Below are 22,750 nucleotides of genomic sequence, written 5' to 3'. Positions count from 1 at the left end.
CCCATTTTATCAAATGCTTTTCGTGAATATCTTTTACGAACAATTTTGATAGATGGAGTAAAAAATCCGCACATATATCGTCACATTACTCTGGGTGCCCGTAAAAAGGTGGAGAATGCGGATATATGGAGGCCTAACCCAACTTTTAAGGTAAAGAAAATGGCAGATTACAACGTAAGCATGCGCGACCTTCTTCAAGCAGGTGCGCACTTTGGTCACCAAACTCGTTTCTGGAACCCAAAAATGCGTCAATACATTTTTGGCGCGCGCAACAAAATTCACATCATCAACCTTGAGCACACTGTTCCTGCGTTAAATGATGCTTTGAACTTCGCTAACCAATTAGCAAGCAAAAAGAACAAAGTTTTGTTCGTTGGTACAAAACGTGCTGCTTCTAACATCATCCGTGAACAAGCTCAACGCGCTGGTCAACCATATGTAGATCACCGTTGGTTAGGTGGTATGTTGACGAACTGGAAAACACTTCGCCAATCTATCAACCGTTTAAAAGATCTTCAAACTCAATCTCAAGATGGTACTTTTGCTAAGCTTACTAAACGTGAAGCTTTAGAACGTGCTCGTGAGATGGAAAAACTTGAGCGCTCTTTAGGCGGCGTTAAAAACATGGGTGGTTTACCTGACGCATTATTTGTAATCGACGTTGATCACGAAGCGATTGCAATCAAAGAAGCGAAGAACTTAGGTATTCCTGTTATCGGTATCGTTGATACAAACTCTAACCCAGACAACGTTGATTACGTTATTCCTGGTAACGACGATGCGATCCGTGCAGTAACTCTATATGCTTCAGCTATGGCTGACGCAATTCTTGCTGGTAAAGAATACGCTCAATCTCAAGCGAACGCTCAAGCAAAAGGCGATGACGCTGCGAAAGACGCTTCTGAGGCTTAATGCGTTTTGACGCAGGCTTGTCATTTTTGCGACATGTAATGGTGGCAAATTAAGCGTCGAGAGTGCAAACGGCCCAGAGTTTCTTTGGGCCGTTTTTGTTGAAAAGATTTATTTTCTACCGATTTTAGGAGATCAACATGACTGCAATTACTGCAAGCATGGTAAAAGAATTACGTGACCGTACTGGTCTTGCAATGATGGAATGCAAAAAAGCATTAACAGAAGCGAACGGTGACATCGAGCTTGCTATTGATAACCTTCGTAAATCTGGTCAAGCTAAAGCTGCTAAAAAAGCTGGTAACATTGCTGCTGACGGTGCAATCACAATCGTTCAAGAAGGCAACAAAGCAATTTTAGTTGAAGTTAACTGTCAAACTGACTTCGTTGCTAAAGACGAAAACTTCTCTAACTTCTCAAAAGCTGTTGCTACTGCCGCTTTAGCTGCTGGTGAAACTGATGCTGCTAAAATCGCTGAATTAAAATTAGCAGACGGTCAATCAGTTGAAGAAGCTCGTATTGCACTTGTTCAAAAAATCGGTGAAAACATCCAAGTTCGTCGTGCGAAAATCGTTGAAGGCGAAAACTTGGCTATCTACAAACACGGTTTAAAAATCGGTGTTGTAGTTTCTTATACTGGTGATGCTGATACTGGTAAAGGTATTGCAATGCACGTTGCTGCATTCAACCCAGTAGCTGTAAATGCTGAAGCTGTTCCTGCTGACCTTATCGCTAAAGAAAAAGAAATTGCTGAAGCGAAAGCGTTAGAATCTGGTAAGCCAGCTAACATCGTTGAGAAAATGGTAACTGGTTCAGTTGATAAATACTTGAACGAAGTTGCTCTTGATCGTCAAATGTATGTAATCGACAACGACAAGAAAGTTGCTGATGTATTAAAAGCAACTGGTACTACTGTTGCTGAATTCGTACGTTTCGAAGTTGGTGAAGGTATTGAGAAGAAAGCAGAACTTAGCTTCGCTGAAGAAGTTGCTGCTGCTCAAGCTGCTGCGAAGTAATTCGTATCACAATAAAAAAAGCCCCATTGGGGCTTTTTTTATCTCAGTTAAAATAAGGGTATACAATGACAAATAAAAAAAATCTCAGTATTGCTGGTGTGATTATTTTATTGATTGCTGCGTATTTTGGTCTAGATTTATCTGGGCATAAGCAAAGTCAATCACCCTCATCAACTATACCCGCAGCTCAGCGTAATGAAACTACATTTTTAAATAATGGGGTGGACACTGTAAAAGCTGCTTATGAGCAGAGACAAAGTAATGTTCAAGTGCAGGGAAGAGGTCGAGTCAAAACAATTTTAAGAGATGATAATGATGGGTCAAGACACCAGAAATTCATTCTAGTATTAAAAAATGGTCTTTCAATTTTGGTTGCACATAATATCGATTTGGCACCTAAAATTTCTAATCTAAATAAAGGTGACATCGTTGAGTTTTATGGCGAATATGAGTACAACCCAAAAGGTGGTGTACTACATTGGACTCATCACGATCCACAAGGTCGTCATGAAGGTGGATGGCTTAAACATGACGGACAGATCTATCAATAAAGCTCACGTGAACGTTTAATCAGATTATTTTCATAGAGCAATTTTGTTCTATTCAGTTTATTAAAACATGCTATGGTTTTTTTATTGAATAGATGAGACGTATTTATGCAGCGGGAGCAAGCCGATTATCTGCATGTGCGAGAGTTGGGCGGTTTAGAGTTATTAAAAGCACATTATCACCAAACACAATTTTCAAAGCATACTCATGAAGGGTACTGTATTGGTGTGATTGAAGAGGGAGCACAGTCTTTTTTTAGGACGGGACAGCTGCATGTAGCTCCTAAAGGCGACATTATTTTAGTAAACGCTGACGAAATTCATACTGGTTCATCGGCTGTTGAGTCAGGGTGGCGTTATCGAGCGATCTATCCAACACCTGAAATGTTAGCAGAAGTTAGTCAAGATTTTTTTGAAAACCCACATGGAGCACCATGGTTTCCTCAAGCTGTGATTCGCGACCTAGGTTTGGCTCAACAGCTTTGCTTACTTTTTGATTTATTAGAACAAAAAGATAATTTTCTACTCAAAGAAACGATGTATTTAACAACGTTAGCTTGTCTTATGAAGAGACATGGTAAATCAAATCATACTTTTTGTGAGTTACCAGAAGCATATTCAAAAATATTAAGAGTTAAAGAATTACTCGTAGAAATGCCTGAAACAAACTTTTCTTTACAAGATTTGGCTGACATGGTCGGCTTGAGCGCTTGGCATTTCTTAAGGCAATTTAAAAAATATGTAGGTCTGCCACCTCACGCTTGGCTTGTACAAGCACGTTTACAAAAAGCAAGACAGTTATTAAAACAGGGGGACCAAATTGCCATGGTGGCACAACAATGTGGTTTTTCTGACCAAAGCCATTTTAACCGTCACTTTAAAAAAGCAATGGGCGTCACACCCACTCAATATGTAGCAAGTTTGAACATATAAATAAATTAGTTTTAAAGCAATTTTATCCAATATAAGTCGGCACTCATCAAGCATGGTATAGAGATGTTTCTTATATTGGATTTTATATATGAATATTCAGCTTAATCAGCCGGTTGGGTTTTCAAAAAATAAGCCATCCTATTTATTTTTACGTGGTGTAATGGATATTTTGCCCTTATCAATTTCTGTTATTCCGTGGGCAATCTTAGCGGGATCTATGGCAATTCATGCAGGATTATCTTTCTATAAAGCATTAGCAATGTCTGGACTCGTCTTTGCTGGAGCTGCTCAGTTGGTTAGTTTAAGCATGGCTATGGAAGGTGCTTCTGTTTTTACAATTTATTTGACTATTTTCTTTTTAACGGCTCAGCATTTTATTTATGCATTAACTTTAAGAAATGACATTTCTATTTTGTCTTTACCTAAACGATTGAGTTTAGGCTTTTTATTAACAGATGAATTGTTTGCGGTGAGTGCTCCATTTGAAAAAAGAAGTTCGGAATATCTGTTGGGAGCCGGTTTATGTTTTTATTTATTTTGGGTTGCTTTTAGTTTGGTGGGAATACTGCTGGCGACAGTGATACCTGATCTTTTAAATTACCATTTGGATTTTTCGATTGTTGCTATTTTTATTGCCATGATTGTGCCGTTATGTAAAGGATTTCCAGTCATAGTTGGTGTGCTAACAACTTGTTTAAGTGGGTTTTTATTTAAATTTTATCAAATTGAGGGTGCGATTTTACTTTCAGGATTAATGGGAATGTTAATTGCTGTTTTAACTGAAAAAATAGGTAAGGAGCAATAATATGTCTTGGTTTATGATTTTAGGCTTGGCAGCAATCGTCTTTTTTAATCGCTATTATTTTTTAGAACCTCAAGTAAAAATTAAACTGCCGCTTATTCTGAATAAGATGCTTAACTATTCTGCACCTTGTTTGTTAACTGCAATTTGTATTCCAGTTATTTTTTTCGATGGTAATCATTTAAGAGGCGTGATAAATAATCCTTATATTTATGCAGCAATCTTTTGTATTGTAATCGCTATGTACCTAAAAAAAGTTCTTTTAAGTGTGATAGCAAGTTTAGGATTTTTTTATTTTATAAATTTTCTAATAAATTACTAACATGCAAAAGCTGAATCGAAAGGATTCAGCTTTAATTTAATCTTTAAGCAGGAGCTTGTTGTTGTCTGCTTTTCCATTTAGGTAAAATTTTTGAGAGATAAGCATCCATACACCAAACTGGTCCAATTAGTAGGAATTGTAAATCTTTAAAGAACGAAGGTTTTTTGCCTTCGACTTTATGTCCGTAAAATTGTCCAACCCAAGCAATCACAAAAATAGCGATATAAAACCCGACTCCTACAGGTAGGGTATAAATGAGCCATGCCATAACAACAAGTAAAGCAGCCATTGCCACAGCAAGTACAAGATCTAAACGTGCATAAAATACTAAGGTCAACACAAGTAATAAAGCAGTAAGCAATGTGCTGAAATGTGCAATGATTCCAATAATAGAAAATAAAATGGCGGGAACGCAAAGCCAGTGAATTTGTTTATTGGTTGGATTTTGATGACTTTCGCTATATTCATCAAACCATTCAGTAATGGATTTCATTAGTAGCACACTCCTTGTTTTAACTTTGATTTATTTTTTTTGAGTATATTTTAGCCTGTTCTTGAGGATCTCGACAAGAAACTAACACTATTCAACTATAGGGAGCGTTGTATTAAAAAAACTAAGAAAGGGCAAATGAAAAAATAAAGCGAGTGTGATTGACAAGGTGGACAATTCGACCACAAGAATGGGGCTATTTTTCATAATATTTTTTCTGTGTTGCTAGATGATGAAATCATCTAAAAAAGCGTAATTTTGAGATTGATGGGAAAATTGTATGAAAAAGCTCTACTCATCTACTCTAAAAACGCCATAAATAGCCTTTATTTTGGAAAAATGGTACTAGGGTAGCGCAAATTTAAAAAAGACGCTCTAAACGCAAATTAGACGTAAAATTAACTGGTATTAAATAAACATAGTTTTTTGTTTAAAAAATATTCAAATTCAGAGCTGGATAAGGGTCAAAAAAAGAGGATTTTTTAACTTTACGTTAGGAATTATTTTGATAACTTAAAATATAAAAAAGCCGCAGAAAAAATTGCGGCTTTTTACATGAACTCGAGAGGCTATAACTTATGAAGTTGGGCCATCAACACGCTCAATATTTACTTTAGCTGTACCAGCATTGGTAATACCAAGACGTTTAGCTGCACCGTATGATAGGTCAAGTACACGGTTGCCATGGAAAGGACCACGGTCATTTACTTTTACAACCACACTTTTACCATTGTCTTTATTCGTTACTCGAATGTAACAGTTCAACGGTAGGCTACGGTGAGCAGCAGTTAAAGCATTCATGTCGAATGTTTCACCACTTGCAGTTTTACGACCATGGAACTGGCGGCCATACCAAGATGCCATACCAGTTTGGCTAAACTTACGAACAGTGTTTGAAGCTACTGTGTTAAGTTTTTCAATCACTGAAGGCTCATCTTCAGGGATTTCAATTTTTGCTGCGATAGCTTGACGACGGATTTGATCGCCAGAACGTTCAGTGATTGAAAGACTGTTAATGTTAGAAAAACGAGAATTAAAGTTTTGAGTATCTTTACTCAATACACGTGCTGCTAGATTAGGACCATCTACATCACTGTTTAATGATGATGACTGCACCATTTCAGCGTGCAGTGGGGCCATACTTAAACTAGCCGTCAGTGCAAGAACGTATTTCAGCGATAACTGCATTTGTATAAACTCCTGAGAACATGTACTTTTTTCTTTCAGCCATTGACTGAAATTTAAAGTGAACATGCCTTATTATTCACTTTTGCAATTGCTATATTGGGGTGGATAATATTCATCGGTTACGGAGAGTGTCTAGTCTTTAACGAGAAATCTTTACAAAAAGGGCAAAAACTTACAGTTTTAGGTTAAAAAATAATCAATAATGTAACAAGTTATTAAAAATGTATGTATTGTGATCTATTTAACAAAAATATTTATTGACTTTTACATAAAGTATAAAAAAGCTAGCCTATCGGCTAGCTACTTCGGTGCCTAATAACCATACAGCAGTAGCGTACATACGGCTCTTATTATAAGTCGTAATCACTTGAAAATTCGGGTAAGTTAAATAGTAAATTGGTCCATTATAGTCTTGTAATTGAATAACATTTACCATATCGAGATCATCAATTTTAACTAAAGGATTTAATGGAGAAATACCGAGTGTCTTTAGTGCACCATATGGGAAAGGTTGCGTTAAATCTTTAGCAATAATACTTTCTGGATTTGACCCAGTGTAACGAGCCATAAACCCGATCGGTTGATCGCGTTGCCAACCTTGTTTTGCTAAGTAGTTTGCAATTGATCCAATAGCATCTTCTGCTGAGTTTCTTAAGTCGATATGTCCATTACCGTCATAATCCACCCCATATTTACTAATATTGCTTGGCATAAATTGTGGATAGCCAATCGCACCTGCATAGGAACCTACAATACTATTTGTTGGGTAGCCTTCTTTATAAGTCCATGCAATAAGAGCAGCTAGCTCATCACCAAAATATTCAGCACGGCGAGGGTAGCCAAAAGCAAGGGTAGCTAAAGCATCACGTGTAATAAAAGAACCTTTATTTGCGCCATAACCTGTTTCAACGCCCAAAATACCTAAAATGACAGCTTTAGATACGCCATATTGTTGTTCTGCGCGATTTAATGCATCTGCATATTGATTTTTAAAACGGACACCACGTTGAATTGTGCCTTCAACCAAGAACATAGAACGATAATCATACCAAGGCTTACTTTCACCTGGACGAGTCATAATATTTAGAATGTTTGGTAAATTTTTTGCGCCACTCATGGCTGCATCAACTTGATCGCTACTTAAACCATAAGCATTCATCGTTTTTTGTTTAAAATTTAAATAATCAGGATGTGTTGCAAAATCGTTGGCCTGAGCGAAATGACTTGTACTGATTAAGCCAGTACACAAAGCGAGCATTTTTAAAGTTTTATTTAAGTGTTGAGACAACATATCGTTTTAAAATTCCAGATTATCGATGTGTATGAATGGACATGACTAAACCAAAGGTGGCCATTAAAGTAATAATAGCTGTTCCGCCATAACTCATAAAAGGTAAAGGAACACCTACTACAGGTAAAATACCACTGACCATTCCCGCATTTACAAATACATAAACAAAAAAAGACAAACCAAAGGCGCCAGCAACTAAACGTCCATAGTTATGGAAGCTTTGTAAACCGATCTGGAATGTTCTAAAAATAATCGCAAAATAAAGGATTACTAAAATAAGTACACCGATGAGCCCAAATTCTTCGGAATATGCAGCAATAATAAAGTCAGTATGTCCTTCGGGTAAAAAGTGTAAATGTGATTGGGTGCCTTCAAGGAAACCTTTACCTGAAAAACCACCAGAACCAATTGCAGTTTTAGATTGAATAATATTCCAACCCGTACCGAGTGCATCTGCCTCTGGATCAAGTAAGGTTAAAACCCTTTGGCGTTGATAGTCGTGTAAAAGAAATTCCCACGCAATTGGAATTACGATTGCTGCACATGCGGCAGCTGCACCAATCATTCGCCATGATAGTCCACTTAAAAATAAGACAAATATACCGCTTGCTAATACTAAAAGTGATGTTCCTAAGTCAGGTTGTTCTGCAATCAGTAAAAAGGGAATACCAATTAACATTAATGATAAAACAACTTGTGAAAAACTAGGGGGAAGAGGTTTTCGTGCTAAAAACCATGCAATCATCATCGGCATGCCGATTTTCATGAACTCACTGGGTTGGACACTCCCGAAACCGGGAATATCAATCCAGCGCTGAGCACCCATTCGGACTTCACCGAATACCATAACTGCCACAAGCGAAAATAGGCCGAACAAATAAAAGTATGGGGAAAACGCTTGATAGACCTTAGGCGGAATTTGGGCTAGACCAAACATCACTAAAAAGCCAATACCAAAACTCATGGCTTGTTTACTGACCAGACCTACATCCTGTGCCGAAGCACTATATAGTACGGTTAAACCTAATAGCGCATTTAATAGCAAAAATAGACATAACCACGGGTCAATGTGGAGTTGTTGCCACCTTGATGGTTGCATAGCGGTGCTAAGACCATCTCGAGGAGCTTGGCGTAAAAACTTATATTGTGGGCTAGGAGACATGCGGCGTTAACTAGGTCAATCAGTGCTTGGCGCATGCTAACATAAACCTGATTAATGGCAATGTATATCAATATTTTGCAATAAAAAAACCTAGCTCTCGCTAGGTTTCCGATAGGCTACTTTTTATTAGTTAAAGAATAGACTTTCGTGATATTCAGCCATCGCTTTTAGTTCAGTGCGATTTAAGCTAGGGATCAGTTTATCGATCGCAATATGAACTGCTTTTGTTACAGCTGCCGCACCAATATCAGCTGCTTTACGCTTAATCATGCCAAGGTCTAATGTCTTATTAAAATCAGACATAAAATGTTTAACCATAGCATCTCCAAACTGTTTATACAGTTCAGCCAATGCAGCTTTATTGATATCGTTACCCGCCTTAAGCTCAGTGAAGTTATGCTGAAGATTAGTGACTAAACTAGGATCTAGAGTTACACCTACTTTATATTGACCTTGTGGATCTTTAAATAAGCTTTTTTCAGAGAACTCTACTGACTGTTTAACAACATCGTTTGGCGCTTTGCTTAACAATTGTTTTAAAAGAACAGCGACTGTTGATTTGACATAGCCTGCTAGTTTTTCGGCAGTATCGCGCTTTTCACTTGCAGGGAAGTGCTGAACTAACTGAATTAAGACATTATCAATAATCTCTTCATTAAGTTGTAAAGCAATCTTATCGCGAAGTGGATATAAAGGCTCACTAGAATTTTTGTTCGCAATTCCAGTTTGTATATCGTTCAATAAGCCTTCAGAAGGGGTAAAACCAAAAAACGGCATGGTGTATCCTCAAATTATTCGTTTTATTGTCGTGCCAATCGAATCGGTTTTGGCATCCATGAAAGATCCGATACTCGGCAAGGGTTAATATCAAGTCCGCCGCGACGAGTATAAGTTGCATAAACCATCAGCTTCTCAGGCTGCAAATTTTGCCAAATATCAGCAAAAATCTGCTCGACACACTGTTCGTGAAAGCCGTTATGCTGACGGTACGAGATAATATAAGCTAAAACACTACGATAACAAGGTTTTTTGCCCTTAAAACGGATAAAAACTGTACCCCAATCCGGTTGTCCCGTGACTGGGCAGTTACTTCTTAAAAGATGAGAATACAGTTCAATTTCGACTTCTTCATCAGACGCATCTCGTTTTAAAAGAGTCGCATCTGGATGTTGCTCTAAACGCTCTGGATCTAGGTCATCAATACAAATGCCTTGAGGCTTAGAAATCTCTAAATCATCTACTTGAAATAAGGTTAACTCAACTTTTGTACCTGCCGCAGCAGATAGATCCTTTTCAACCGTTTCAATAAACGACTGTTTAGAGTCAAACTGAGTGAAGTTAAGGCTATTGAAGTAAAGTTTTAATGACTTTGATTCAATCAAATTTGGTGAAGAAGCTGGCAGTGTAATTCTGCCAATAGCAACTTGCGGGATGGCATGAGCGTTTAACCATGAAATTTCAAAAACATGCCACCAATCTTTACCTTGCGTAATACCTTCAATATGCGAGTAAGCTTCACGAGACTGAGCACGAGCAATTGGAAATAAAACATCAGGTTGATAGTTAGTTGGATATTGAGTTTCTTTACCCAATAAAGACTGTTCGACACTCATTCACGCATTCCTGAACCACGAGCAAGTAAATAGTAGGCAATTCCGTAAAGTACAGCACAGCATAATGTCACAATGATTAAAGAGAACGTAACGTTCACATCACTATGACCTAAAATGCCGAAACGGAAAGCGTTAACCATATACACAATAGGATTAATTAAAGTAAGTTTTTGCCAAAAAGGGCCAAGTGCGCTAATGGCATAGAACACACCACCTAAATAGGTTAAAGGTGTAAGGACAAAAGTTGGAATAATAGAAATATCATCAAATGATTTTGCATAGACTGCATTAATGAAGCCGCCTAAGGAAAATAAAACAGATGTAATTAAGACTGTATATATAGTCACAAACCAGTTATGTATAAAAAGGTCTGTAAAGAACATGCTCATTGTTGTCACAATTGCTCCGACCAATACACCACGGCAAATACCACCAATGACATAGCCCCACAAAATAATATGTAGTGGCACAGGACTCATAATCAGTTCTTCAATGCTCTTTTGGAATTTCACACTAAAGAAACTTGAAGATACGTTAGCATAACTGTTGGTAATAACCGCCATCATGATGAGGCCGGGTACGATAAACTGCATGTAGCTCACGCCGCCCATTTGTCCAATGCGCGAACCAACCAAATTACCAAAAATGACAAAGTACAAACTCATCGTGATCGCAGGTGGTAACAAGGTTTGCGGCCAAATACGTAGAAATCGGCGTACTTCTTTACGAACTAGAGTCCAGAGGGCAATTTGCAGTTGGCTAAAATTCATTTTGCCTCTCCTTCAAGATTTTTCTCGACCATTTTGACGAATAGCTCTTCTAGACGGTTCGATTTGTTTCGCATACTACGAACACGAATACCTTGTGATTCTAAAAGCTGGAATAAGTCATTTAATGTATGGGCCTTATCCATTGTCACTTCTAAAGTGCTGCTATCAATTAAGTTGAACTTCACACCAATAATATTTAACTGGAGTGGGGCAATGGGTTCTGCCAAATCGAAAATAAAAGACTCTTCACTCAGCTGGTTTAAGAAACTTTTCATGCTGGTGTCTTCTTTAATGACACCGCGGTCAATGATAGCAATTTGACGACATAACATTTCTGCTTCTTCGAGATAATGTGTAGTCAAAATAATAGAAGTACCACTTTCGTTCATTTCGGTTAGAAAATCCCACATAGAGCGGCGTAATTCAATATCAACACCCGCAGTAGGCTCATCTAAAATAAGAAGTTTAGGCTCATGCATCATAGCACGTGCAATCATGAGTCGGCGCTTCATACCACCTGATAGCATACGTGCTTGTATATTGCGTTTTTCCCAGAGGCCTAGCTTTTCTAAATAATGTTCGGCACGTTTTTCTGCAATCTTTTTATGAATGCCGTAATAGCCAGCTTGGGTGACTAAAATATCGAACGCTTTTTCAAACTGTCCAAAGTTAAATTCTTGAGGGACAACGCCAAGTTGTTGTTTTGCCAAGGATGGATGAGTGTCGAGATTGTGTCCAAAAATCTCAACTGTTCCTTCGGTTTTTTTCGTGAGGGAACTGATAATACCAATGGTTGTTGATTTGCCGGCACCATTTGGGCCTAACAACGCATAAAATTCACCTTCAGGCACAGTGAGGTTAATACCTTTTAACGCCTGAAAACCATTACGATATGTTTTGGACAAATCTCTTAAAACCAAAGCATCAGTCATGAAATTCTCACATTATGAAAGAGGGGTATATTTTGAGCGATAATGATTAATAAACCAAGTAAAATAGTCGGAATTTTATAAAATTGAGATAAATTTATGAAGTTATTATATATAAACTGGTGCGCCCGGCGGGGATCGAACCCACGACCCCAGGCTTCGGAAACCTGTACTCTATCCAACTGAGCTACGAGCGCACATGTGTGGGCCACATCATAGGAAAAAAACACCAATAGGTAAAGCACGAAATAGGTAACAAGTGAGTTTAATGCTTAATTAAACAGCAGCTTGTTGTTTTTTTAGTTGCGTTGTTGAATAAGTTGAATTGAATAATTAATAGAATGAAGCGTATGTGCTAGCTCATTAGGCGGAATACGCGACTCCTGTAAGCTGGTAATCCATTGCATTTGGCACATTTTAAGCTCTTGAAGCGTTTTTATTTGCTCTATTTTCTGAATAAGTGGTTTTGCCATAAGCCCACAATATTGACTCAAGCTTTGCTTCATCAACTGTTGTATCTCTTTAAAAGAGAGCTGTTGAACTGGAATTGATGGCTGGGTAATTTCAGTAGGTGAAAGTTGAAAAGATGATGATTGAGTAACCTGAATTTCTCCAACTATATCGCCACTTTTATTATCATCAATAGTATTTTTTTGATGAGCTTCTATTGGAGTTATGGATGATTGTGGGAAAGATATTTGTTCATTTAATTCTGAATAATTTTCGCCAGAAGGAGCAATGAGTTTTAAGTCGATAAGCTGTTGAATAAGCTCTGGAGATGCAATACGTTTTTTAAATTCGCTACTTAAATTTTGAAAATCCTCGTGATCTATTAATAGTAGTAAACGTCTTTGTTTTGCATTTAAAGTAATGTTGCGTTGTTGAAGCGCGACTCTTCCTAAATTAGTTCGATAAAAACCAGCCATCATTTTTCCCCAAATAAAAAATAAATCAGACTGTCCAATTTTCTTGGTTGAACAGTACTGTTTTTAATAAAATATAAATGGGGTTAACGATAAAACTCAAAAATGACAATATAATGAAGAATTGATGAATATCATCTATTTAAGACTTTAAAATGCGCCTTCTAACGCTTTACGTAAATAGATGTCAAGTTCATCTTGACGTAATAACCATTGAATATAGTCTTTAGGAAGTTCAGCAATTGCTGTGCCTTTATGCTTACCAAAATTAATAGTCGTAGGGATACGTGCTTCTTCAGAAACTCGGTAAAGCTCTTCAATGTCTTGAATATTTAAATGATAGACAATATGCATCAAAATATTAGCAGTCAAAATAATATCCGCATCGGCTCGGTGCGCGCCTTTGAGCAATTCTCGCGCTTTACTGCTGCCTTGAGAAATCATATAGATGAGTGCTGAAATATTATGTGCTTCTGCTTCAGGCCAAGTTTTGCGTGCTAAAGCTAGTGTACAAATCGGTTTGATATGAGAAACATCTACACCACAACGAGCAATCGCAGCAATATCGTAATCAATATTGTGACCAATAATATAAGTTGTAGTTTCTGGCAATTTAAAGTTTTTATAGTGGGGTTGGTTTTCTAAATCTGACTCTAATATATGGTGTACTGCCATAGCCGCGTAAGAGATAGGTGCACCAACCTGATAAAGTTGATCAAACAATTTGCTCTTATCTAAAGTCAGCTTACCTTCGTTAATTTCAATTGGTGCATACGCAATTTCAATAGGCAAACCATTTAGCGTATGTGTTTCTGTATCTAAAATAATGGTTTGCATAACTGGCCCTTTAAACAATCACGAGTAATCAAGAATGTTAACAGTTGGCTATCTACTTTAAAACATTTTCTAAGGAAAGAATTAGATTAAAGTAGGCTACTAGATATTTGGTTGGAAAACAGTTTTATTGATATCTAATGCCACTGTCGTAGGCACTAAAATTAATAGTTATGTGACGGGTAACTGGGACCATGGCACGGTGATGAGCAGTAATGTAGATAATATTGTTGGAAATGTTCAGACTTTACTGATGGCTCAATATGGTTATTGATAGTTAAAGGATTTTTAATGTTTTTCTAAGCTAAAATAAACGCTAGAAAAATTTAAAATATAAGCTTTAAAGCAGCTTTTTATTTGATTTATAAACAATGGCTCATTTTTTATAAAACTTGAGCCATTTTTATTTAAAACTGAGCTAACTTCATTCTGTTTAATTATAAAGTTCATGCTACAATATGCCGCAATCTTAGCACGGCTTAAAAGCCCTAATTTATAGGACCCCCGCTAATGTTTGCCAATATTTCCATTTCTGAATTTGATCCAGAATTAGCTCAAGCAATTGCTTCTGAAGGTGAGCGTCAAGAAGCACATATCGAGTTAATTGCATCTGAAAACTATTGCTCTCCTGCTGTGATGGAAGCGCAAGGATCAAAACTTACGAACAAATATGCAGAAGGTTATCCAGGCAAACGCTATTATGGCGGTTGCGAGTATGTGGATATCATCGAGCAAATGGCGATTGATCGTGCTAAAGAACTTTTTGGTGCAGATTACGCAAACGTTCAACCACACGCTGGTTCACAAGCTAACTCTGCTGTTTATTTAGCGCTTCTTAACCCAGGCGATACTGTTTTAGGTATGAGCTTGGCTCACGGTGGTCACTTGACTCACGGTGCTAAAGTAAGCTTCTCTGGTAAAACTTATAATGCAGTTCAATACGGTTTAAACGCTGAAACTGGCGAGATCGATTACGAAGAAGTTGAACGTTTAGCATTAGAGCACAAGCCGCGTATGATCGTTGCTGGTTTCTCTGCTTATAGCCGTGTTGTAGATTGGCAACGTTTCCGTGACATCGCGGACAAAGTTGGCGCTTACCTTTTTGTTGATATGGCTCACGTTGCAGGTCTTGTAGCTGCTGGCGTATATCCAAACCCAGTTCAAATTGCTGACGTAACTACAACTACGACTCACAAAACACTTCGTGGTCCACGTTCTGGTTTAATCCTTGCGAAAGCGAATGAAGAAATCGAGAAAAAACTTCAATCAGCTGTATTCCCTGGTAACCAAGGCGGTCCATTGATGCATGCGATTGCTGCTAAAGCAATCTGCTTCAAAGAAGCTATGTCTGATGACTTTAAAGCTTACCAACAACAAGTTGTGAAAAATGCTCAAGCTATGGCTGAAGTATTCATCGCTCGTGGTTATGATGTTGTTTCTGGTGGTACAGACAACCACTTGTTCTTGTTATCTTTAATCAAACAAGACGTAACTGGTAAAGATGCAGATGCTTGGTTAGGTGCTGCTCACATTACTGTGAACAAAAACTCAGTTCCAAATGATCCACGTTCTCCATTTGTGACTTCTGGTATCCGTATCGGTACTCCAGCAGTAACAACTCGTGGTTTTGGTGAAGCCGAAGTTCGTGAACTTGCTGGTTGGATCGCTGACGTGATTGACAGCAAAGGTGACGAAAAAGTTATTGCTGAAGTAAAAGCGAAAGTTGAAGCGCTTTGTGCAAAATTCCCTGTATACGCACAATAAGTTGTAAATATAAAAAAAGCGCCATATGGCGCTTTTTTTATGTCACGTTAATTAGTTGAAACAGCCTGCCATCCACCCCCTAATGCGCGGATTAAATCTACACTAGCCATCATTCTACTGCCGTTTAGCTGTGCAGAAAGTTGCTCTTGTTGCAAAATAGTCCGATCTGAGTCAATCACATCAAGATAGCTAATCGCACCTTCTCGATAACGTAAATGAGACAATTGATTTGCATGACGAGAAGAAGAGAGTGCTTGGCTTTGAGCCTGAATTTGCTGATCAAGAATTCTTTGATCTGATAAACCATTTTCAACTTCGCGAAATGCATTCAATACAGTTTGGCGATAGTTTGCAACGCTTTCTTCATAGGCAGCTCGTGCTTGAGCAATTCCAGCCTTACGTTGCCCGCCGTCAAATAATGGCAAAGACAAAATAGTACCTGCCACAGGACCAAGCAAGAATGTACGGCTCGACCATTTACCCAACTCACCTAAACTTGATGATTCATAACCGAGGGCACCAGTTAGGTCCAGTTTTGGGAAGAAAGCAGCACGCGCAATTCCAATACGCGCATTATCTGCTGCCATAGCACGCTCGGCAGCCGCAATGTCAGGTCGTCTTTCAAGTAAAGCCGAAGGTAAACCTGCTGGAAGACGAATGCTGTTTGCAGTTAAAGGTTGAACTGCCAAGCTAAACTCAGCTGGTGTTTTGCCTAACAATACTGCAAGTGCATGCTCTGCATTGGCTCTGTTGCGAGCAATATTTAATGCGCTCGTTTGTGCTGTAGCAAGTTCGGTCTGTGCGCGAGAAACATCTAATTCACTGACTAAACCATTTCTAAAACGTGTTTGAACCAAGTCGCGCGTCTCGCCAAGTAACTTAATGGTGCGATTATAAATTGCTTGTTCAGCATCAAGCTGACGAATGAGAAAGTAGCCTTGGGCAACATCTGCTTGTAAAGCTAGAAGCGCCGATTGATATAGAGCTTCCTGTTGCTGTACATCAGCTGTTGCTGCATTGACACTACTGGCAATACGGCCAAATAAATCGAGCTCATATGAAACATTGGCTTGAGCACGCCATAAGGTCTGTGCAGACGTATGAGCATTGTCATCTAGACCCAATGAAGCGGGAGAAGGTTTTTGCCGAGTTGGGCCAAAGCCAGCACCAATACTTGGCAAGCGTTCAGCTTGTGCTGCTGAACGTAACGCACGTGAAGCCTGAATATTGGCCGCTGCGGCTTTTAGACTTTGGTTGCCAGAAATGGCCTGTTGTTCAAGCTCATTCAATTGAGCATCATTAAAAACACGCCACCATTCACCTCGAAGCTGCTGATCAGCGGGTTGGGCAATTTTCCAGTTATTATCCTCAAGTTTAGCGTCCGACTCTTTAAATTTGACGGGAACTATGACCTTTGCAGGTTGATATTCAGGTGCCAAAGAGCAGCCTGCAAGGAGCAGGCTTCCCATGAGTGAGGACAATAATAAGCTTTGTTTTGCTGTAGCCATCAAATATCCTCCTTAATGATCATGTGGAGTAGATAAAGGTGCTTCATGAACTGCTGCCGAATGCAATTTATGTTTACTGTTCAATGTACGAATCAGGACATAAAAGGCCGGGGTCAGGAACAAACCAAACAGCGTTACACCGATCATGCCGAAGAACACTGCAATGCCCATGGCATGACGCATTTCAGAACCTGCACCTGTTGAGGTAACCAGTGGTACGACACCCATAATGAATGCAATAGAAGTCATTAAAATTGGGCGTAAACGTAGACGACTTGCTTCAACAGCTGCTTTAAAGGCAGTTGCACCTTGCATTTCAAGTTCCCGTGCAAATTCGACAATTAATATGGCATTTTTACAGGCCAGCCCGACCAGCACCATCAAACCAATTTGGGTAAAGATGTTGTTATCTCCGCCTGTCAGCCAGACACCTGTTAGAGCCGCCAAGATTCCCATTGGTACAATTAAAATTACAGCCAAAGGCAAAGTTAGACTTTCATATTGAGCGGCTAAAACTAAGAACACCAGTAAGACGCTAATTGGGAATACCCAGAGTCCTGCATTACCAGCCAAGATTTTTTGGTAAGTTAAATCTGTCCATTCAAACTTGATACCACGAGGTAGAGTTTGTGCAGCAATACGTTCAACCGCAGCTTCAGCTTGGCTAGATGAATAACCTGAGGCAGGGCCACCGTTAATATCTGCTGAGGTATAGCCGTTATAACGAACGACCATTTCTGGACCATAAGTTTGAGTCACATTTACCAATGAAGATAACGGCACCATTTGTCCGGCACTGTTACGGGTTTTAAGCTGCAAAATATCTTCAGGATTTGCACGGAAAGGCGCATCGGCTTGTGCACGAACCTGATAAACACGTCCAAAGCGGTTAAAGTCGTTAACGTACTGAGAGCCTAAATAAATTTGCATGGTGTTGAAAACATCTGTCACGGCAACACCTTGTTGCTTGGCTTTTACACGGTCCAAATCTACATTGAGTTGAGGTACGTTAATTTGATAACTTGAAAACATTGGACCCAGTTCAGGGGCTGTTTGTGCTGCTTTCATAAAGTTTTGTGCAGCATCATTCAAGGCTGAATAGCCTAAGGCACCTCGGTCTTCAAGTTGGAGTTTAAAGCCGCCCATGGTGCCTAAGCCCATCACGGGTGGTGGTGGGAAAACCGCAATATAGGCATCTTGAATAGCTGAATATTTCTGGTTGAGAGCACCAGCAATTGCATTGGCAGATAAGTCTTTCGCTTTACGTTCGTCGAATGGCTTTAAGGTCACAAAGACAATACCGGCGCTTGAGCTATTGGTAAATCCGTTAATTGATAGACCAGGAAAGGCAACAGCACTTTCTACACCAGGCTGTTTAAGTGCAGTGTCACTCATTTTACGAATCACCGCTTCAGTACGATCTAATGAAGCGCCGTTTGGTAATTGAGCAAAGCTAATCAAATATTGTTTGTCTTGGGCAGGTACGAAGCCACCCGGAACAATATAAGAAATCCCAACGGTTAAGCCTAAAAGTGCTGCATAGACACCCATTGCTGATGCTTTATGGGAGATAACACGACTTACGCCTTTACCATAGTTGTCTGACGCACGTGTAAATACGCGGTTAAACAGTGCAAAGAAACGTCCAAATACACGATTCATTATGCGTGTTAATGCATCAGGTTTAGCATCATGTCCTTTTAGTAACATGGCAGCCAAAGCAGGAGATAGGGTAAGGGAGTTAAATGCCGAAATGACCGTTGAAATGGCGATCGTCATGGCAAATTGTTTATAAAACTGCCCTGTTAAGCCCGTCATAAAGGCAAGAGGTACGAACACGGCAACCAGCGTTAAGGCAATGGCAATAATCGGTCCGCTCACTTCTCTCATCGCGCGATAAGTTGCATCTCTTGGGCTTAAGCCTGCTTCAATATTCCTCTCGACATTTTCGACGACAACAATAGCGTCATCGACCACAATGCCGATGGCAAGTACCATCCCGAATAGTGATAGCGCATTGATCGAGTAACCAAAAGCAAGCATGAGGGCGAATGTACCAATAATTGAAACTGGTACAGCAAGCAATGGAATGATCGAGGCACGCCATGTTTGTAAGAATAAAATAACAACCACAACAACCAGTGCAATTGCTTCAAGTAGGGTATGAACGACCGCTTTAATACTTGCACGTACGAATTGAGTCGGGTCATAAACAATGTCGTATTTAATTGAAGATGGGAAATCTTTTGAAAGCTCCTTCATCGTGCTGCGCACTTGATCAGAAACTTGTAAAGCATTAGCACCTGGTGCTTGGAAAATTGGAATTGCGACTGCTTGTTTGTTGTCGAGTAATGAACGCAAGCCATATTGAGAGGCTGCAAGTTCAACACGAGCAACATCACCCAATCGGGTGACCGCACCATCTGGTGCAGTTTTTAAAATGATATCTGCGAATTCTTGCTCAGTCGTTAAACGTCCTTGAGCATTGACTGAAAGCTGTAAAGGGGAGTTACTTGGTGATGCACCGATTGTACCCGCTGCAACCTGAATGTTTTGTTCACGGATTGCATTCACAATTTCGGTCGCGGTGAGGTTACGCTGCGCTACTTTTTGCGGGTCGAGCCATACGCGCATCGCGTAGTCACCAGAACCAAATAATCCGACTTCACCAACTCCTTGTAAACGCGCTAAACGGTCTTTCACGTTGAGTACCGCATAGTTACGTAAGTAGGTCATGTCATAGCGACTATCTGGTGAGGTCAGATGCACTACCATGGTTAAAGTTGGTGAGCTTTTTAAAGTAGTGACACCTAAACGCTGTACGTCTTCCGGTAAACGAGGCATGGTCTGAGACACACGGTTTTGAACCAGTTGTTGCGCTTTGTCTGGGTCAATACCTAGTTTAAAGTTCACCGTAATGGTTAAGTTGCCGTCGCTGTTAGCCTGAGATTGCATGTACAGCATGTCTTCGACGCCGTTGATCGACTCTTCAAGCGGAGAAGCAACAGTTTCAGCAATCACTTTCGGGTTTGCACCCGGATATTGAGCACGTACCACCACAGATGGCGGAACAACTTCTGGGTATTCAGAAATCGGTAACTGGAATACCGAAAGCAGACCGGCGAGTAAAATCAGTACTGATAACACACCAGCAAAGATCGGCCGATCAATAAAAAATTTAGAAATATTCATATTTGATTAACCTTTTGCCGGAGTTGATGTTTTATCTGTTGGCTGAGGTTGAGAGGTAGTACTGCTAGCAGTGATTTGTGCATTTGGCATAGGAACGAGGTGTGGGGTCACAGGGTCACCCGGACGAATCCGTTGTAAACCGTTCACTACAATACGATCACCCGCTTGTAATCCGCTATTCACGATTTGCAAACCATCTTGTTGCGCACCGAGTTTTACTTCACGGTAGGCTGTCTGATTTTTAGCATCAACTACTACGACAAAGCGTTTATCTTGATCGACCCCAACTGCGGTTGGGCTAATCAGAATTGCTGAACGAGGTTGACCACCGCCTAAACGGATTCGTGCATATAGGCCCGGTAATAAAACTCCGTTTGGATTATCAAAAGTCGCACGAACACGAATCGTGCCTGAGGTTGCATCTAGGTTATTGTCAATTGAGTTGATGGTACCTTCACGAGAGAAACCAGTTTCGTTGGCAAGTCCCATATAAACAGGAACTTGTGCAGAATTACGCTGGTTACTGATGTATTTCAGGTAGGTTTGTTCATCAACATCGAAAGATGCATAAAGGCGAGATACAGATACTAAACTTGTTAAAACCTGTGCTCCGTTACCTGCAGAAACTACATTGCCGACGGTCACCTCGGCACGGGAAATTCGACCGCTGACAGGCGCAGTAATACGGGTGTACTCTAGATTTAAGCGGGCAGATTGAACTGCTGCTCTAGCTGCTTGTAGGTTGGCACTGGCTGAGCGTGCATCATTTTGAGCTAAATCTAGCTCTTGACGTGAGACAGCATTACTTTGAATTAAACGTTGAATACGAGAAAGATTAGAACCCGTATAAGTGACTTGTGCTTCAGCTGAAGCGAGTTGAGCTTGGGCACGATTCAGTTCTGCCTCGAAAGGCCGTGGATCAATGGTAAAAAGTAAGTCGCCTTTTTTTACGAGACTGCCATCTTTGAAGTGAACGGCAATGAGTTTGCCGGAAACTTGGGGTCGAATATCGACTTGATCAATGGCTTCTAAACGACCGGAGTATTCTTGCCAGTCAGTAATGGTTTTGCTGATGACATTAGAAATATCAACAGTTGCAGCTTGTTGGGCAGAGGTCGGTGCAACTTTTGCATCGGCATTTTCATGTAAAAACATAAAACTGCCTCCTGTTGCTAAGAGGGCAACAAAGATGGCAGACAGTGCGAACTGTTTGCGGGAAAATGACATGAGGTGCTCCTAGTTATTTGGATACCTGTTTTCAGACTTTTAGTTTTGGTCCGTATGGGAGAAACAGGGTTTATGGGATGGACGGAGCATAAAAGTTTGTCAATCACGAATAAATATATTAAATTCGATAACACTATTCGTATTTTTATAACAATTGATGTGTTTGATTAAAAAATGCATTGATTGATAGGAGTGTGCGTGTGGATCTATTTCATGCCATGAAAGTATTTAACAAAGTTGTCGAAACAAATAGTTTCAGTTTAGCGGCTGACAGCTTAGGCCTACCGCGTGCTTCAGTGACGACAACCATTCAGGGTTTAGAGAAACATTTACAGGTTCGATTGCTTAACCGAACAACCCGTAAACTTAGTTTGACACCGGATGGAGCGGTTTATTATGAGCGTACTTCGCGAATTTTAGCTGATGTCGAAGATGTAGAATCAACTTTTCATGATTCGGAGCGTGGACCACGAGGAAGACTGCGTATTGATGTTAAAGCTTCAATCGGGCGGCTGATTCTGATTCCGATGCTTTGTGATTTTCATGCCAAATATCCTGACATTGATTTGGTGATTGGAATGAGTGATCGTCCGGTCGATTTGGTTCAAGATGCGGTGGACTGTGTCATTCGTATTGGTCAACTTAAAGATTCAAGTTTAGTTGCGCGCCGTATCGGAACAATTCAGTGTGTGACTGTGGCTGCACCACGTTATTTGATGGAGCATGGGGAACCCAAAACCATTGAGGATCTACAAAAACATCAGGTCGTGCATTACTTTAACAGCCGTACAGGACGCAATATCGACTGGGATTTCATGGTGAACGGTGAGATTCATAGCGTTGGTGTGAAAGGGCGTGTTTCTGTCAACGATGGTGATTCATATATTGATTTGGCAGTGCAAGGTTTTGGCTTAATTCAATGCCCATATTACATGGTAGCAAAACATTTGGAATCTGGTGCACTTAGGGAAGTATTGACTGAATGGTTACCTGCACCTATGCCAATATCAGTCGTTTATCTACAAAATCGTCATTTATCGCCTAAAGTTCGAGTCTTTGTCGATTGGGTAGCCGAATTATTTGCAGGTTGTCCATTGTTGAGTGGTTGTTCAATGTCATTAGATCAAAAATGTGAATTTGCCAGTGTTAAAGAACATAATCATGAATACACCATTCGGACATTGGTCGAAAATGAAAATATGGCAGAAGCCTATGCACTCAAAAATTAGCTTCATATTTTGAGTGATTTTTCAACAATTAATCAATTAATAGAATCCACTGTTTAGTCATCTTCATAAATCCTTAATTTACTGGTATAGAAATTGCAAT

The 22,750-nt window shown here is 39.7% G+C and carries 22 protein-coding genes, 1 tRNA gene and 1 pseudogene; 9 read left to right on the top strand and 15 right to left on the bottom strand.

Annotated features, from left to right (window positions below):
- The first annotated feature begins 159 nt into the window (after positions 1–159).
- The 6 genes from rpsB to MKL51_RS05570 all read left to right on the top strand — a co-directional run bounded on the left by rpsB (position 160) and on the right by MKL51_RS05570 (position 4,530).
- The gene (gene rpsB / locus MKL51_RS05595; protein ID WP_002118204.1) at positions 160–912 is read left to right on the top strand and encodes a 30S ribosomal protein S2; all 753 of its coding nucleotides are present in this window, start codon (positions 160–162) and stop codon (positions 910–912) included.
- 137 nt (positions 913–1,049) lie between these two features.
- On the top strand, positions 1,050–1,925 hold the full coding sequence (gene tsf / locus MKL51_RS05590) for a translation elongation factor Ts (protein ID WP_002118238.1): 876 nt from the start codon (positions 1,050–1,052) through the stop codon (positions 1,923–1,925).
- A gap of 65 nt (positions 1,926–1,990) precedes the next feature.
- Positions 1,991–2,476, top strand: a complete 486-nt coding sequence (locus MKL51_RS05585; protein ID WP_032005281.1) for a DUF3465 domain-containing protein — start codon at positions 1,991–1,993, stop codon at positions 2,474–2,476.
- A gap of 105 nt (positions 2,477–2,581) precedes the next feature.
- On the top strand, positions 2,582–3,406 hold the full coding sequence (locus MKL51_RS05580) for a helix-turn-helix transcriptional regulator (RefSeq protein ID WP_005068210.1): 825 nt from the start codon (positions 2,582–2,584) through the stop codon (positions 3,404–3,406).
- Positions 3,407–3,494: 88 nt separating this feature from the next.
- Positions 3,495–4,211, top strand: a complete 717-nt coding sequence (locus MKL51_RS05575) for an AzlC family ABC transporter permease (RefSeq protein ID WP_032005283.1) — start codon at positions 3,495–3,497, stop codon at positions 4,209–4,211.
- A gap of 1 nt (position 4,212) precedes the next feature.
- On the top strand, positions 4,213–4,530 hold the full coding sequence (locus tag MKL51_RS05570; protein ID WP_016145923.1) for an AzlD domain-containing protein: 318 nt from the start codon (positions 4,213–4,215) through the stop codon (positions 4,528–4,530).
- Positions 4,531–4,573: 43 nt separating this feature from the next.
- Here the strand turns inward: MKL51_RS05570 and MKL51_RS05565 are convergent, their stop codons facing one another.
- From MKL51_RS05565 to MKL51_RS05515, 11 genes are all read right to left on the bottom strand, one after another.
- A complete protein-coding gene (locus tag MKL51_RS05565) occupies positions 4,574–5,023 on the bottom strand; it encodes an Mpo1 family 2-hydroxy fatty acid dioxygenase (RefSeq protein WP_032004595.1) in 450 nt (149 codons plus the stop codon).
- A gap of 573 nt (positions 5,024–5,596) precedes the next feature.
- Positions 5,597–6,208 carry a septal ring lytic transglycosylase RlpA family protein gene (locus tag MKL51_RS05560; protein WP_002118141.1) on the bottom strand — a complete coding sequence of 204 codons (612 nt, stop codon included), beginning with the start codon at positions 6,206–6,208 and terminating at the stop codon, positions 5,597–5,599.
- 289 nt (positions 6,209–6,497) lie between these two features.
- On the bottom strand, positions 6,498–7,499 hold the full coding sequence (mltB, locus tag MKL51_RS05555; RefSeq protein ID WP_032005290.1) for a lytic murein transglycosylase B: 1,002 nt from the start codon (positions 7,497–7,499) through the stop codon (positions 6,498–6,500).
- A gap of 19 nt (positions 7,500–7,518) precedes the next feature.
- Positions 7,519–8,661: a rod shape-determining protein RodA gene (rodA, locus tag MKL51_RS05550; protein WP_005068220.1), complete on the bottom strand. Its 1,143-nt coding sequence runs from the start codon at positions 8,659–8,661 to the stop codon at positions 7,519–7,521.
- Between the two features lie 126 nt (positions 8,662–8,787).
- Positions 8,788–9,438: a hypothetical protein gene (locus MKL51_RS05545; protein ID WP_002118229.1), complete on the bottom strand. Its 651-nt coding sequence runs from the start codon at positions 9,436–9,438 to the stop codon at positions 8,788–8,790.
- Positions 9,439–9,461: 23 nt separating this feature from the next.
- A complete protein-coding gene (gene queF / locus MKL51_RS05540; protein WP_005068224.1) occupies positions 9,462–10,274 on the bottom strand; it encodes an NADPH-dependent 7-cyano-7-deazaguanine reductase QueF in 813 nt (270 codons plus the stop codon).
- Positions 10,271–11,044, bottom strand: coding sequence for an ABC transporter permease (locus tag MKL51_RS05535; protein ID WP_270904193.1), 774 nt, complete (start codon positions 11,042–11,044; stop codon positions 10,271–10,273). The genes queF and MKL51_RS05535 overlap by 4 nt, the downstream gene beginning before the upstream one ends.
- Positions 11,041–11,976 carry an ABC transporter ATP-binding protein gene (locus MKL51_RS05530; protein ID WP_002118101.1) on the bottom strand — a complete coding sequence of 312 codons (936 nt, stop codon included), beginning with the start codon at positions 11,974–11,976 and terminating at the stop codon, positions 11,041–11,043. The genes MKL51_RS05535 and MKL51_RS05530 overlap by 4 nt, the downstream gene beginning before the upstream one ends.
- A 117-nt stretch (positions 11,977–12,093) precedes the next feature.
- Positions 12,094–12,170: transfer RNA gene (locus MKL51_RS05525), tRNA-Arg, on the bottom strand.
- Between the two features lie 102 nt (positions 12,171–12,272).
- Positions 12,273–12,902, bottom strand: a complete 630-nt coding sequence (locus MKL51_RS05520) for a hypothetical protein (protein ID WP_080973558.1) — start codon at positions 12,900–12,902, stop codon at positions 12,273–12,275.
- Positions 12,903–13,046: 144 nt separating this feature from the next.
- Entirely contained in the window at positions 13,047–13,733 is a 687-nt protein-coding gene (locus MKL51_RS05515) for a putative quorum-sensing-regulated virulence factor (RefSeq protein ID WP_017480755.1), read from the bottom strand.
- 118 nt (positions 13,734–13,851) lie between these two features.
- On the opposite strand from MKL51_RS05515, the pseudogene MKL51_RS05510 reads away from it, so the two are divergent.
- Positions 13,852–14,004, top strand: a pseudogene (locus MKL51_RS05510) (alpha/beta hydrolase); the annotation flags it as partial.
- Positions 14,005–14,018: 14 nt separating this feature from the next.
- On the opposite strand, the gene MKL51_RS05505 reads toward MKL51_RS05510, so the two are convergent.
- Positions 14,019–14,180, bottom strand: coding sequence for a hypothetical protein (locus MKL51_RS05505; protein ID WP_080612826.1), 162 nt, complete (start codon positions 14,178–14,180; stop codon positions 14,019–14,021).
- 60 nt (positions 14,181–14,240) lie between these two features.
- Between MKL51_RS05505 and glyA the strand changes: the two genes are divergently transcribed.
- Positions 14,241–15,494 carry a serine hydroxymethyltransferase gene (gene glyA, locus MKL51_RS05500; RefSeq protein ID WP_014207236.1) on the top strand — a complete coding sequence of 418 codons (1,254 nt, stop codon included), beginning with the start codon at positions 14,241–14,243 and terminating at the stop codon, positions 15,492–15,494.
- Positions 15,495–15,541: 47 nt separating this feature from the next.
- Here glyA and MKL51_RS05495 read toward each other — a convergent pair whose 3' ends face one another.
- From MKL51_RS05495 to adeF, 3 genes are read right to left on the bottom strand one after another with little or no spacing between them, the layout of a single operon-like run.
- Entirely contained in the window at positions 15,542–17,002 is a 1,461-nt protein-coding gene (locus MKL51_RS05495) for an efflux transporter outer membrane subunit (protein WP_017480756.1), read from the bottom strand.
- A gap of 12 nt (positions 17,003–17,014) precedes the next feature.
- The gene (adeG, locus tag MKL51_RS05490) at positions 17,015–20,194 is read right to left on the bottom strand and encodes a multidrug efflux RND transporter permease subunit AdeG (RefSeq protein ID WP_049069421.1); all 3,180 of its coding nucleotides are present in this window, start codon (positions 20,192–20,194) and stop codon (positions 17,015–17,017) included.
- Between the two features lie 6 nt (positions 20,195–20,200).
- Complete coding sequence (gene adeF, locus MKL51_RS05485) at positions 20,201–21,421, bottom strand: multidrug efflux RND transporter periplasmic adaptor subunit AdeF (protein ID WP_017480758.1); 1,221 nt, start codon at positions 21,419–21,421, stop codon at positions 20,201–20,203.
- 200 nt (positions 21,422–21,621) lie between these two features.
- Between adeF and MKL51_RS05480 the strand changes: the two genes are divergently transcribed.
- Positions 21,622–22,650: a LysR family transcriptional regulator gene (locus MKL51_RS05480; protein WP_032005296.1), complete on the top strand. Its 1,029-nt coding sequence runs from the start codon at positions 21,622–21,624 to the stop codon at positions 22,648–22,650.
- Positions 22,651–22,750: the final 100 nt, after the last annotated feature.

The organism is Acinetobacter sp. AOR18_HL (genome assembly GCF_027855145.1).
In the GTDB taxonomy this organism is placed as follows: Bacteria; Pseudomonadota; Gammaproteobacteria; order Pseudomonadales; family Moraxellaceae; genus Acinetobacter; species Acinetobacter pittii.
The sequence above is the reverse complement of the archived record's forward strand: the minus strand, read 5'-3'. Positions and strand labels throughout refer to the sequence as shown.